This window comes from Eubacterium sp., from assembly GCF_057858645.1.
In genome coordinates this window covers 25,989-39,378 of the sequence record NZ_DBLZZO010000009.1, presented here as the reverse complement: position 1 = coordinate 39,378, position 13,390 = coordinate 25,989, and the positions used below count along the sequence as shown (strand labels likewise).

Annotated in this window: 11 protein-coding genes; 10 read left to right on the top strand and 1 reads right to left on the bottom strand. The window is 33.1% G+C overall.

Translation table 11 applies throughout. The annotated features are described in order from the left end of the window. Positions 1 to 165: 165 nt before the first annotated feature. From ACZM4J_RS04490 to ACZM4J_RS04470, 5 genes are all read left to right on the top strand, one after another. Complete coding sequence (locus ACZM4J_RS04490; protein ID WP_412336437.1) at positions 166 to 1,032, top strand: carbohydrate ABC transporter permease; 867 nt, start codon at positions 166 to 168, stop codon at positions 1,030 to 1,032. Beyond that, positions 1,025 to 1,867, top strand: coding sequence for a carbohydrate ABC transporter permease (locus ACZM4J_RS04485; RefSeq protein WP_022165324.1), 843 nt, complete (start codon positions 1,025 to 1,027; stop codon positions 1,865 to 1,867). The genes ACZM4J_RS04490 and ACZM4J_RS04485 overlap by 8 nt, the downstream gene beginning before the upstream one ends. A 100-nt stretch (positions 1,868 to 1,967) precedes the next feature. Next, positions 1,968 to 5,003 (top strand): beta-galactosidase, LacZ type, encoded by a 3,036-nt coding sequence (lacZ, locus tag ACZM4J_RS04480; RefSeq protein WP_489485668.1) that lies wholly within the window; start codon positions 1,968 to 1,970, stop codon positions 5,001 to 5,003. Positions 5,004 to 5,019: 16 nt separating this feature from the next. Further along, positions 5,020 to 6,540: a response regulator transcription factor gene (locus ACZM4J_RS04475; protein WP_022165326.1), complete on the top strand. Its 1,521-nt coding sequence runs from the start codon at positions 5,020 to 5,022 to the stop codon at positions 6,538 to 6,540. A 61-nt stretch (positions 6,541 to 6,601) separates the two neighbouring features. Further along, a complete protein-coding gene (locus tag ACZM4J_RS04470; RefSeq protein ID WP_489485666.1) occupies positions 6,602 to 8,485 on the top strand; it encodes a sensor histidine kinase in 1,884 nt (627 codons plus the stop codon). Positions 8,486 to 8,659: 174 nt separating this feature from the next. Here ACZM4J_RS04470 and ACZM4J_RS04465 read toward each other — a convergent pair whose 3' ends face one another. Continuing rightward, the gene (locus ACZM4J_RS04465; RefSeq protein ID WP_412336314.1) at positions 8,660 to 9,550 is read right to left on the bottom strand and encodes a LysR family transcriptional regulator; all 891 of its coding nucleotides are present in this window, start codon (positions 9,548 to 9,550) and stop codon (positions 8,660 to 8,662) included. A gap of 384 nt (positions 9,551 to 9,934) precedes the next feature. Between ACZM4J_RS04465 and ACZM4J_RS04460 the strand changes: the two genes are divergently transcribed. The 5 genes from ACZM4J_RS04460 to atpA are packed head-to-tail and all read left to right on the top strand — an operon-like array spanning position 9,935 to position 13,387. Beyond that, positions 9,935 to 10,621, top strand: coding sequence for a F0F1 ATP synthase subunit A (locus ACZM4J_RS04460; protein WP_022165328.1), 687 nt, complete (start codon positions 9,935 to 9,937; stop codon positions 10,619 to 10,621). A 46-nt stretch (positions 10,622 to 10,667) separates the two neighbouring features. Next, on the top strand, positions 10,668 to 10,898 hold the full coding sequence (gene atpE / locus ACZM4J_RS04455; protein WP_022165329.1) for an ATP synthase F0 subunit C: 231 nt from the start codon (positions 10,668 to 10,670) through the stop codon (positions 10,896 to 10,898). A gap of 26 nt (positions 10,899 to 10,924) precedes the next feature. Then, positions 10,925 to 11,377, top strand: a complete 453-nt coding sequence (gene atpF / locus ACZM4J_RS04450) for a F0F1 ATP synthase subunit B (protein ID WP_022165330.1) — start codon at positions 10,925 to 10,927, stop codon at positions 11,375 to 11,377. Beyond that, a complete protein-coding gene (gene atpH / locus ACZM4J_RS04445) occupies positions 11,355 to 11,873 on the top strand; it encodes an ATP synthase F1 subunit delta (protein WP_022165331.1) in 519 nt (172 codons plus the stop codon). The genes atpF and atpH overlap by 23 nt, the downstream gene beginning before the upstream one ends. Then, complete coding sequence (atpA, locus tag ACZM4J_RS04440) at positions 11,870 to 13,387, top strand: F0F1 ATP synthase subunit alpha (protein ID WP_368074867.1); 1,518 nt, start codon at positions 11,870 to 11,872, stop codon at positions 13,385 to 13,387. The genes atpH and atpA overlap by 4 nt, the downstream gene beginning before the upstream one ends. The last annotated feature ends 3 nt before the right edge of the window (positions 13,388 to 13,390 follow it).

Here is a 13,390-nt window from a genome sequence, read left to right as displayed (position 1 = left end):
TCACAAGAATGTTTCCCATTATGTGGACATCGGGTTTGCTTTTGAAACCAATACTTATTAAACAAACATGTGTGAAGAAGTAAACAGAAGGTAGTAGATAAAGGAGGCTGCGTTAAAATGGATAAACTAAAAAAACGAAATAAAGCAGTTACCCGTAACAGTGGGATGAGTCCCAAATTAAATAGAAAAGGATGGGCATTTGTTCTTCCGGCATTTATTTTAATACTTATATTTGTATTTTACCCAATGGTACAGTCATTCCTGTTATCATTAAAAACAGGAATGGGAAGTAACTTAACTTTTACGGGACTGGATAATTATAAAAGATTATTAACAGACGAAACATTTAAAAAAGCATTATTTAACACAGTTTTATACTTGATAATTCAGGTGCCAATAATGATTCTTTTAGCACTTGCAATTTCATCAATGTTAAATAATAAGAAGTTAAAATTCAGAGGATTTTTCAGAACAGCAATTTTCTTACCATGTGTAACATCACTGGTAGCATATTCCATTATTTTCAAAAGTTTATTTGCAACAGATGGAATTATTAACTCAATACTTATGAACATACATCTTGTAAGTGAACCAATTCAGTGGCTTACAAATCCTATAGCGGCAAAGGTTTTAATTATCATTGCCATTACATGGAGATGGACAGGATACAATATGGTATTCTATTTATCAGGTATGCAGGGAATTGACGATTCAATTTACGAATCAGCTCAGATTGATGGAGCTTCAGCATTTGCAAGATTCAGATATATTACATTACCAATGCTTAAGCCAATTATTTTATTTACAACAATTAACTCAACAATAGGTACATTACAGTTATTCGATGAAGTTGTAAACATCACAGACGGTGGCCCGGCTAATGCAACAATTACAATATCACAGTACATTTACAATACAATGTTTAAATATAACTCAAACTTCGGATATGCATCAGCTATATCTTATGTAATAGTTATCTTGGTAGTTGTATTGTCATTTATCCAAATGAAAGTAGGTGACAAGAATGACTAAGAAAAAAATAATGAGTATTTTACAGTACGTTATATTAATTATATTAAGTATCATTTCAATCTTCCCATTTTATTGGATGATTGTGGCAGCTACAAACAAGTCTGTAGATGTATCAAAAGGCACATTAATGATTGGAAGTCATATTGTAGAGAACTTTAAGTCATTAATTGCATCAGACTTAAATTATTTTGGAGCATTTAAGAACTCAATTATAATCGCAGTAGTTACAACAACACTTGCAATGATTATTTCATCTGCAGCAGGATATGCTTTTGAAGTATACAAGTCAAAAGCAAGAGACAGAGTATTTAGTGTTATTCTTGTTTCAATGATGATTCCTTTTGCAGCATTAATGATTCCATTATTCCAGTTATTTGGTAATTTTAATACAATTCCAATATTAAGCTGGATTGGAATTAATACACCGGGATCAGTAATTATTATTGCCATAGCAACGGCATTCTTAATTTTCTTCTTCCGTCAGAACACTCAGACATTTCCAAAAGATTTGGTTGAGGCTGCAAGATTAGACGGACTTGGAGAATTTGGAATTTTCACAAAGATTTTCATTCCAACAATGAAATCAACATACGCAGCAGCTATTATTGTTACATTTATGACAAGCTGGAACAACTACATGTGGCCATTAATTTCTTTACAGTCACCTGAAAAGAAAACATTACCACTTATTCTTTCAGCATTAGGTTCATCATACACACCTGATTATGGAATGATGATGGTAGCAGTTGTAATCGCAACAATCCCAACAGCATTAATCTTCTTCTTAATGCAGAAGAACTTTGTACAGGGAATGACAGGCTCAGTAAAAGGTTAAAAAAGAACATAAAAAACACAATAATATGGATTATGGTTAAAAGAAATTTTAGCTGTAATCCATATTAGTATAAATATAAAAATATGGAGCGGAGGTAAAAATGAAAAAATCAGTATTAAAACCGGAATTAAACTGGCTAAGCAATCCGGAAGTTTTTCGTGTAAACAGAATGGATGCACATTCTGACCACTTTGTATATGAAAGTGAAGAAGCCTACAAGAATAATAAAAGCAGTTTATTTCAGTCATTGAACGGTCAGTGGGACTTTGCTTACGCAAATAAGCCGGCAGAGCGAATGGCAGACTTTTATAAAATGGATTTTTCCACAGAAAAATTTGACAAAATAAATGTACCGGGACATATTCAGCTTCAGGGGTACGACAGATGTCAGTATATTAATACAATGTATCCTTGGGATGGCAGAGAGGAAATGCGTCCACCTCAGGTATCAGAAGAATATAATCCTGTTGGAAGTTATGTAAAATATTTTGACCTGGATAACAGCCTTTTGGATAAAAATATTATTCTTTCATTCCAGGGTGTTGAAGTGGCTTTTTATGTTTGGGTAAACGGAGAGTTTGTGGGATATTCTGAGGATACTTTTACACCATCAGAATTTGACATAACAGATTTTGTACAGGAAAAAAACAATAAACTTGCAGTGGAAGTATACAAAAGAAGTAGCGCAAGCTGGATTGAGGATCAGGATTTTTGGAGATTCTCAGGCATATTCAGAGATGTTTATTTACAGGGACTTCCAAAAAGTCACGTATACGACATTGATTTGAAATCTGATTATGATTACAAAAATCACACAGGCGATTTAAACACAAAAATTACTATAACAGGTGCTATAGGTAATAAATATAAAATAGATTTAAAAAATCCAAATGGAGAAGTAGAAACTTTATTTGAGGGTAACACAACGGACAAATTTGAATTATCCTCAAAAGTTGAAAACATTGCTCCTTGGAGCGGAGAAAAACCAAATTTATATGAAGTAATTGTTTATTTATACAATGAAAATAATGAAGTAGTAGAAGTTGCATTTACAAAATTCGGCTTTAGAAAGTTTGAAATAATCAACAAAGTTATGTGTCTAAACGGCAAGCGTATTATTTTCAAAGGTGTAAACAGACATGAGTTTAGCGCTACTGAAGGCAGAGCTATTACAAAGGAAGAAATGATTTACGACATTAATTTTATGAAACGAAATAACATTAATGCTGTAAGAACTTCACACTATCCAAACCAGAGTTTATGGTACAGACTTTGCGACGAATACGGGATTTATTTAATTGATGAAACTAACTTAGAAAGCCATGGCTCATGGCAGAAAATGGGTGTAATTGAGCCGTCATGGAATGTTCCGGGAAGTCACGATGAATGGAAAGAGTGCATTCTCGACAGAACACAGTCAATGTACGAAAGAGATAAAAATCATCCTGCAATACTTATGTGGTCTTTAGGAAATGAGTCTTATGCAGGAACTGTTTTAGAGGCAACATCTAAATATTTACATGCCAAAGATAATACAAGATTAGTACATTATGAAGGTGTAGTTTGGAATAGAGAGTTTGACCATATTACTGATATGGAAAGCAGAATGTACGCAAAACCTCAGGATGTAGTTGAATATTTGGAAAACAATCCAAAGAAACCATACATTAACTGCGAGTACACACATGCCATGGGAAATTCATGTGGTGGCATGCATTTGTACACAGATTTGGAAGACAAATATGATATGTACCAGGGAGGCTTCATTTGGGATTATATTGATCAGGCAATTGAAGTAGAAGAAAACGGTAAGAAGGTATTAAAGTACGGCGGAGACTTTGGCGAACGGGCAACAGATTATTGCTTCTGTACAGATGGAATAATTTACGCAAACAGAACTCCTTCACCAAAGGTTCAGGAAGTAAAATATTTATATCAGAATATCAAGATGAACATTTTTGAGAATGAAATAGAAATAGATAACCAGAATTTGTTTACAAATACTAACAAATATGTTTTTGTATTGGAAATAATCCAAAAGGAAACAAGCATTTGTAAGAAAGAATATTCTTTTGATGTGGAACCGGGAGAGAAAAAACGTTTTCAGCTAAACATACCTGAAACTATAGGTTTGACAAGAAATGAAGATTATATTTATAATATGTCTATACAGCTAAAAGGTGATGAAAAGTGGGCTGAAAAAGGCTTTGAAATTGCTAAGGAACAGTATGTTTTTGAGGGTGTCTGCAACACTGAAAAAACAGCCATTAACAATTTAGAAGTTATTAATGGAGATGTAAATATCGGTGTTAGAGGAAATGATTTCTTTGCCATGTTCTCAAAGCAGGAAGCAGGAATTATTTCACTTGTATATTCAGATAAGGAATACATTACAAGGGCACCTAAGCCAACATTTGTAAGAGCATATACAGACAATGACAAAGGTTGTGGCTTAGATTTCCAATATGCTATATGGGACAAAGCAGGAAAAACTGCAAAGTGTACAGGATTTGCAAAAGATGAGTTGGAAGAGGGCATAAAAATAACATATGACTATGTTCTTCCAATAGAAGGAAAGAGCTGTACAATTTCATATTTGGTATATGGAGATGGCTCAATAGACGTAGATTTCAAGTTAAAAGGTGAGGACGAATTTTCAATTCCTTTATATGGTATGGAATTTAAATTACCAAAAGAATTCGTTAATGTAAAATATTTTGGAAATGGACCTGAAGAAAATTATCAGGACAGAAACAAAGGTGCAAAGCTTGGAGTTTATGAAACTACAGCAGCAGACAATATGTCTTCCTATTTAATACCTCAGGAATGTGGTAACAGAACAGGCATAAGATATATGGAAATTACAGATGAAACACAAGAAGGAATCAGATTCTCTTATGTGGATAAACCAATTGAGGGAAGTGTATTACCATACAGTGCGGCAGAACTTGAAAACGCAATGCATATAGAAGAACTTCCACAAAGCAGCTACACCTGGGTACGTGTTTTAGGACAGCAAATGGGAGTTGGTGGTGACGACAGTTGGGGCGCACCAGTTCAGGAAATATATACAATTCCTAAGTCAAAAGTTCACGAATTTAAATTCAACATATCACCTGCAAAGCAAAGAAGTTAGAAAAGGTGAGTGAAAAATGTCAGACTTATGTAAAGTATTAATTGTCGATGATGAGTACATTATGAGACAGGGAATAAAACATTTAGTTAATTGGGATAAAGAGGGATTTCTTATCGTTGGTGAAGCCACCAACGGTAAGGAAGCCCTTATTATGGTTGAGGAATTAAAACCACATATAGTTGTAATGGATGTTGTAATGCCGGTAATGGACGGAGTGGAACTTACAAAGGAAGTTCATGAAAAATATCCAGACATAAAGATTATTGTTCTAAGTGGTTTTGATGACTTTTGCTATGTAAAGGAAACTCTCAAAAACGGGGCAATGGATTATATTTTAAAGCCTACATTAACAGGAGAGGTTTTTCTGGAAGCTTTAAAGAGAGCAGCAGACAGCATACCGGGATTTAGTTTGTCAGGTAACAGCAATTTGAATTTGAATCATGCATTAGAGTGGTACATAGCAGGTTATTCAGATTCCATGAACATACAGGATTTCCCTGAATTTGCAAAACTAAATACATATAGGATGTTTGCAGTTGACATAAATTATGCATTTGAAAATGATAACGATTATGTAGCAAAAATCAGAAAAGAAATCCGAAAAACACTGAACGAAGCAGGAATCATATTTGGTAGAACAGTTATTGATAACAGAAATTTAATATACGTTTTTAATTATGATATTGTTTACGAAATCGGTGTTTTGGAAAAATTATCTAGGATTGCTGAAAGGGTAAAAAATGTTAAGCCTAAGGGATTTTTTGTTTTAAGCAAAAGATTTGAAAATATACAGGATGTAAGAGAAATTTATTTACAGGTGGAAAGTCAGATAAACAGCGGCTTTTATTATGACAATAAATCAATATTGAATATGGAATATTCTAAGGAAATCCAGAAAGAAATTCCCAAATTTGATTATAATGATTTCTCCTATGATTTGCGAAATGGTGAATACAATACAGCAATAGGAAAAATGCGTGGCTATATTGAAAAATGTGCCAAGGCTCATGACAATTGCGAGAAAATCAAGAATAAGGCTAAAAACTTTATTTACAACATTATTATTATGCTAGAAGAATATGACATTGATGTTGAACCTATGAGACGTAAGTATTTTAAAGAAATAGAAGAGACTATTTATGTTACTGATTTTTTAAAGAAGCTGGATGAAATTTTAGATGAAATAAAAAAGGCTTTTGCTGAAAACATGACAGGTACCGACAGGGTAATGAACAAAATAACAAAGCATATTTTGGAACATTACATGGAACCATTGGATTTGGATTCTCTGGCAAAAGAGTTTAATTATAATTACAACTATTTATCATCATATTTTAATTCCAAAAATAAGGAAGGTTTCAGTGGTTATTTAAACAAAATCAGAATTGAAAAATCCTGTGAAATTTTGAAGAAGGAAGATATACCTATTTCAGACGTAAGTACAATGGTTGGATATTCAGATCATAGTTATTTTTGTCGTGTATTTAAGAAAAACACAGGGTACACACCAAGTGTGTACAGAAGACGATTCAGATAAAAAACAAAATTATTACAATATGTATAAAAAGAATATATTATAAATATTCAGGGAATAAAATATGAATAGAGAAGATGAAAAAATGCACAGTGAGAAGGCATGGAATAAAAAGATACAGAACAAGAAAGTGCTAAGCGGTAAGGAAAAAATCCACAAAAGGGACAGTATAAAAAAAGGCTTAAAGGAGAGAAAAGGCAGCCTTATTATTAAAATAATGGCAGCAATTATTATCGGTGTTGTTTTAATTAGTCAGATTAATATTCTCCTTGTAAATAAATTTTCAAAAGACTTTTTCAGTGAAGTGTATGGAGATTCACAGGAAAAAAACATTGAGAAAATACAGGAAGATTTGGAAGAATATTTTGACAGTATTGAAAAAACATTTGACAATATTTCCACAAGTTATGACATAAATATGTATTACTCAGGAAAGAATTCGTCATTAGCAGATAAATTTGTTGCAATGCATAACATGCAGAAGTCTTTTCAAAATGCAATCGAAAGTAAGCTTAGCGGAACAACGGTCCTGCTTGTGTCAAAAGAGGGAGAAATCTCTGTAAATAACAATGATGTGCTTACAAAAGACTGGAAAGAAATTAAACAAAATGAAGTTTTTAATGAAGCACGAAAAAACAACCGAAAGTTATGTTACAGCTATGTAGATGAAGGCTTTACTTATGCAACTAAGTCAAGCTCCATAATTTTAGGAGTAAAGGCATTAAGAGATATGAATAATAAGTTGTATGGTTATGGTGTGATTTTAATACCTGATAGTGAGCTGGATAACTTCTATAGATATGGTGAAAACCAATACAACAGTATTAGCATAATTGACAGCAATGGCATGATTGTCTCATCTACTGATAAATATCAAATAGGAGAAACAGATACAGAACTACAAAAGATAACAAACGAAATGCTTGAAAAAGAAATCACTGTTGAGAAAATGGAGAAAAACGCAAAGACTAATATGGTTTTGTGTAAAAAAATTCCATACGTGGATTACAGTTTGTGCTTTACGGTAGATGCAAATGAGGCCATTGAAAGTCTTTATAATATTTCAACTTTGATGTGGTACATTGCAATAATTACAGGAGCAGTTCTTTTAGTAATTTATATTTTAATTAGAAGAACCATGTCGCCATTAAGACAGCTTGGAAGAAAAATGTCTTATGTAGCAAAGGGTGATTTTAATCAATATGCGGAAGTGACAGGGGATGGAGAAATTCAGGAGCTTGCAAAGTCATATAACAGAATGCTTCATGATATCAACCATTATGTTGACAGCATAATTGAGATACAGAAGCAAAAACGACAGGCTGAGATACATGCTCTTCAAATGCAGATAAACCCTCATTATATTTACAATACATTAACCAGCATAAAATGGTTGATTATGCAGGGTGATACTGTAAAATCAACAAAAGCAATTGATGCATTTATTAAGTTGCTTAGAAGTACAATAAGCAAGTCAGATGAATATATTTCCGTTGAAGAAGAAATAGAAAATCTGAAAAACTACATGTATATTAACGAAATCCGATATGGCGAAAAAATCAAAACAGAGTTTTTCATAAGCATAAACGAACCGGACCAGTTAATGATTCCTAAAATGATTTTACAGCCGTTTATTGAGAATGCATTCTTCCATGGATTTCCTGAGGGACAAAATGGAGAAATTTTTGTATGTGTAAGAGAAAAAGCAGAAAAACTTATTGTAGAAATTATTGACAACGGTGTTGGAATGGATGAAAGACAGGTTAACGAACTTGAAAACGGTAAGAGCAGTAGAAAGTCAGAACATTTTACAGGAATTGGAATTAATAACATACGTGACAGACTTAAATTAATATACGAGAATCAATATGAACTGAAAATAAAAAGTTCATTAGGCGAAGGCACAACAGTTACAGTTGTCCTACCTATACAGCACAAAGAAATATAAATATTATAAGAAGATATAGAAAGGCATCGTATAGGAAGCCTTTCTTAAGACGCAGGAATGTAATTATTTTTACAAACCTGCGTTTTTTGTGTAATAAAAAATAGTTTCAAACGGGCATGCACCTGACGCGTAAAATGTGGCAGGGACCATTCTTTGTTCTAAGAAATTTTTTCTCTATGAAACAGAATTTCTTAGGAAGTTATAAAATTTCTGAACCGAGGTGCTCATGGCACTACTTTTATTTTTAACCAAACAGACTTCTCTAATAGGAAGTTTTTCTTCAATATTAATAGGAAAGACTTTTTTATCTTCTATTAGTTCTGTTGCCAAATCTTCCGGATAAAAGCCAATGCCAAGATTATGTGTAATCATAGGAATAATCTGGTCTGTAGTAGCAACTTCCATATCAGGAGTAAAAGGTACGCTGTGAGCTATATAGAACTTATTGTACAAATCATAAGTTCCTGTACCTTCAGATAAACTGATTAAAGGAATTTCTGTTAAGTCCTTAAGACTTTTGGCTGTGTCTGTAAGGTAACTGTACTTAGGACCGCAAATAAGAATTTCCTTACATTTACTTAAAGGAATTTTCTCAAGAGGCTTTTTTAATGACATTGGAGTGGTGACAACTGCCAAGTCAATTAAGTTTGCTCTCATGGCACGTATGGCTTCCGGTGTAGAGTGATTAAAAATACGAATTCTAATATTAGGAAACTGTTCGTGAAAAATTTCAAGTTTATCTAACAGGAAAAGTCGCAGAGCGTTCTCACTAACACCAATTGTAATAATACCCTTTTCAAAAGTCTTGTCCTGATGAAGCTCCTCTTCACCTAAAGTAAGGTGTTTGTAGGCAATGGAAACATGTTTGTACAGTTTCTTTCCTTCAGGCGTTAAAATAATGCCACGATTAGAGCGCATAAACAATTTACATTCAAGTTCCTGCTCTAAGTTCCCCATGCATCTGCTTATGTTAGGCTGGCTGTTTTGTAAAACTTCCGCAGCCTTAGTAAAGCTTTTGTATTTTGCCACAAAATAAAAAATTCTATAATAATCAAAAGTAATCATGTCTAACCTCCCAAGTGAAAATCTAAATGAAAAATAAATTGTAACCTTATAATATTTCAAAGCATATAAAGATATCATACAAATATATATTATAAGAATATGGAAAACAACCATATAACCATTCCATATTATACAAGTATTTAAGAGTGTCTAATTAAATGACGATCTAAAAAAATTAAGTAAAATTAAATTTTTTTAGGAATTTTTTGACTAATGTATAAAATTACCATAAATGTATAATCATTCTAAATATATATGTACTTTTTATACAATACCATACTAAAATGATATAGTAAATATATTAAAGATATATTTTACATATTCCCAAGAAAAGAGTTATAATACGTGGCAGTTAAAAAGTTGTCATGAAAGGAAGTGAAACTGTTGAATGACATTGTTAACAGATTATTAGAAGAGCTGAATTGCGATGTTGTTTTCACGATTCCAATTTTTGGCGGCATTCCAATTTACGAATCAGTAGTAGTAACTTGGATAATCATGCTGGCGGTTTTGCTCATATGTGTTCTACTTGTTAGAAATTTAAAAGTAGAAAACCCGGGCAGAAAACAAATTGTTTTGGAAACAGCAGTTCAGGGACTGTACAATTTCTTTAAAGGCACCATAGGAGAACATGGAACAGCATATATTCCTTATCTTATGTCAGTTGTGCTTTACATAGGAATTGCAAACCTTATTGGTTTAATAGGGTTTAAACCACCAACAAAGGATATGAATGTTACAGTGGCACTGGCAGTCATGAGTATAGTCCTTATAGAGGTGGCAGGAGTAAGACAAAAAGGAACTAAAGGATGGCTGAAAAGCTTCGCAGAGCCTATGCCAATAGTTTTACCAATTAATGTGTTAGAGGTATTTATTAAACCACTTTCACTTTGTATGCGACTATTTGGTAATGTATTAGGTTCATTTGTAATCATGGAATTATTAAAAATTGTAGTTCCGGCATTCTTACCGGCAGTATTTAGTTGTTACTTCGATATATTCGATGGATTGATTCAGGCATATGTTTTTGTATTCCTAACATCCTTATTTATAAAAGAAGCAACTGAATAAAAATAAAAAATAAAAACAAATTTGAAAACGTAAAGGAGAAATTATTATGTCAACATCATTATTAGTAGCAATTGGAGCAGGTATTGCAGTATTAACAGGTATTGGAGCAGGTATGGGTATTGGTAAAGCAACAGCATCAGCTTGTGATGCAATTGCAAGACAGCCTGAAGCAGAAGGAAAAATCAGTAAGTCACTTCTTTTAGGATGTGCCCTTGCCGAAGCAACAGCTATTTACGGATTCGTAATTGCCCTATTAATCATTCTTCTTTTAAAATAATAAAAGCAGAAAGGTAGGAAAAGCGTATGCTTAAATTAGATATATGGAACATTGTTTGGACAATAGTTAATATCTTAGTTCTTTATGCTATATTTAGAAAATTTCTTTTTCAGCCTGTGCTAAAAGTTATACAGGACAGAGAAAACATAATAAAAGATCAAATTGATAATGCACAAAAAGTTACAGATGATGCAAATCAGTTGAAAACAGATTATGAAAAGAAGCTTGAAGTAGTTAAAGAGGAAGCCGATAAGATTATTGTTGAAGCAAGACAGCGTTCTGAAAAAGAAAGAGCCAAGGCTATTGAAACTACACAGCAGGAAACTCAGGATATGATGGAAAGAGCCAGAGGCAACATTGAAAGAGAGCAGGAAAATGCAAGAAAAGCTGTTCAGGCAGATATTGCCAGATTAGCAATTGCAGCAGCAGAAAAAATCGTAAAAACAGGTGATAGAAGTGACAATACAAGTAGTAAATAATGCGAAAGTATTATATGGCTTAAACTTGGATAGAAGTGAAGTTGAAAGTGTAGAGAATATTTTTTCTCTTACACCACTTCTACAGGAAACAATTAACAATCCTACAATTCCAAAGGAAGTTAAAGTCAATATAATAGGAAAAGTATTTTCAAGTGAGAATATTTCAGAAAAGCTTATTAGATTTTTGCAGGTAATGTGTAAGAACAATCAGGCAGATGACATGAAAGCCATTTTTGAACAGTATTACTTATATTACGACCAGATGAATAAAATAATTCATGCAAAACTGATTTGTACTTCATCATTTACAGATGCAGAAAAACAAGAAGCTGACAACATATTAAAAGAAAAATATGCAGATTACAAGGTTATTCTGACACAGGAAATTGACGACACGTTATTAGGTGGCTATGTACTTAAAATTGGAAACCATGAGTACGATAAAAGTTATAAAGAACGTTTAAGACAATTGCAGGAGAAGATAACCGGGAGGTGAAACAAGTGAGTGCAATTAGTGCAGAAAATATAATTTCCATTATACAAAGCGAAATTGAAAACTTTGAGTGGAAAGAAAGCGATAGAGAAACCGGAAAAGTTATATGGGTTGGTGATGGTATCGCCACTATTTACGGAATTGAACATGCCATGTATGGAGAAATCGTAGTTTTCGAAAATGGTACAAAAGGTATGGTTCAGGATATCCGTCAAAATGAAATAGGATGTATTTTATTTGGTAGAGATACAGGTATTAAGGAAGGCACAAAAGTTGTAAGAACTAAGAAGAAAGCCGGAGTTCCTGTAGGTAAAGGATTTATCGGAAGAGTAGTAAATGCTTTAGGTGAACCAATTGACGGAAAAGGAAATATTGAAGAAGAAGGATATTTACCAGTTGAACAGGATGCTCCCGGTATCGTAGACAGAAAATCCGTTGATACACCAATGGAAACAGGTATTTTGTCAATTGACTCAATGTTCCCAATTGGACGTGGACAAAGAGAATTAATTATCGGTGACAGACAGACAGGTAAAACATCTATAGCAACTGATACAATTATTAACCAGAGAGGTAAAGATGTTATTTGTATCTACGTTGCAATCGGACAGAAAGCATCAACAGTTGCAAAGATTGTATCAACTTTGCAGGAACATAAAGCAATGGATTACTCAATAGTAATGTCAGCTACAGCCAGTGATGCAGCATCATTACAGTACATTGCACCATACGCAGGTACATCAATGGCAGAATTCTTCATGCATCAGGGAAAAGATGTTTTAATTGTATATGATGATTTGTCAAAACACGCCGTAGCATACAGAGCTATTTCATTATTATTAGAAAGATCACCTGGACGTGAAGCTTATCCTGGTGACGTATTCTATTTACATTCAAGATTATTGGAACGTTCAAGCAAATTAAGTGATGAATTAGGCGGTGGTTCAATTACAGCCCTTCCTATTATTGAAACACAGGCAGGCGACGTTTCAGCATACATTCCAACAAACGTAATTTCAATTACAGACGGTCAGATATTCCTTGAAAGTAACTTATTTAATTCAGGTATGAGACCAGCCGTAAACGTTGGACTTTCTGTATCACGTGTAGGTGGTGCAGCACAGACAAAAGCCATGAAGAAGGCAGCAGGTAGTGTAAGAATTGACCTTGCACAGTACAGAGAAATGGAAGTATTCACACAGTTTTCTTCAGACTTGGATGACAACACAAAGAAACAGTTAAATCATGGTAAAGCATTAATGGAACTTTTAAAACAGAAGTTATGCCATCCATATTCATTACATGAACAGGTTATGATTCTTACAATGGCAAATAACGGAATATTCGATGAAGTTCCAACTAAAGAAGTAAGAGATTGTTGTAGAGAAGTTTTAAATTATATAGATTTAAAACATGGTGAAATTACAGAAAAGATTGAAACTGAAAAAGTTCTTACAGAAGAAATTTCAAAGGCAATAATTGATGCAGCACATGAATTTATGGAAACAAAGAATTAAAAT

Bases quoted from the DNA above. Each gene is read 5' to 3' on its own strand.
- ACZM4J_RS04490 (WP_412336437.1), top strand. From the start codon at position 166: ATGAGTCCCAAATTAAATAGAAAAGGATGGGCATTTGTTCTTCCGGCA.
- ACZM4J_RS04485 (WP_022165324.1), top strand. From the start codon at position 1,025: ATGACTAAGAAAAAAATAATGAGTATTTTACAGTACGTTATATTAATT.
- lacZ (WP_489485668.1), top strand. From the start codon at position 1,968: ATGAAAAAATCAGTATTAAAACCGGAATTAAACTGGCTAAGCAATCCG.
- ACZM4J_RS04475 (WP_022165326.1), top strand. From the start codon at position 5,020: ATGTCAGACTTATGTAAAGTATTAATTGTCGATGATGAGTACATTATG.
- ACZM4J_RS04470 (WP_489485666.1), top strand. From the start codon at position 6,602: ATGAATAGAGAAGATGAAAAAATGCACAGTGAGAAGGCATGGAATAAA.
- ACZM4J_RS04465 (WP_412336314.1), bottom strand. From the start codon at position 9,550: ATGATTACTTTTGATTATTATAGAATTTTTTATTTTGTGGCAAAATAC.
- atpE (WP_022165329.1), top strand. From the start codon at position 10,668: ATGTCAACATCATTATTAGTAGCAATTGGAGCAGGTATTGCAGTATTA.
- atpF (WP_022165330.1), top strand. From the start codon at position 10,925: ATGCTTAAATTAGATATATGGAACATTGTTTGGACAATAGTTAATATC.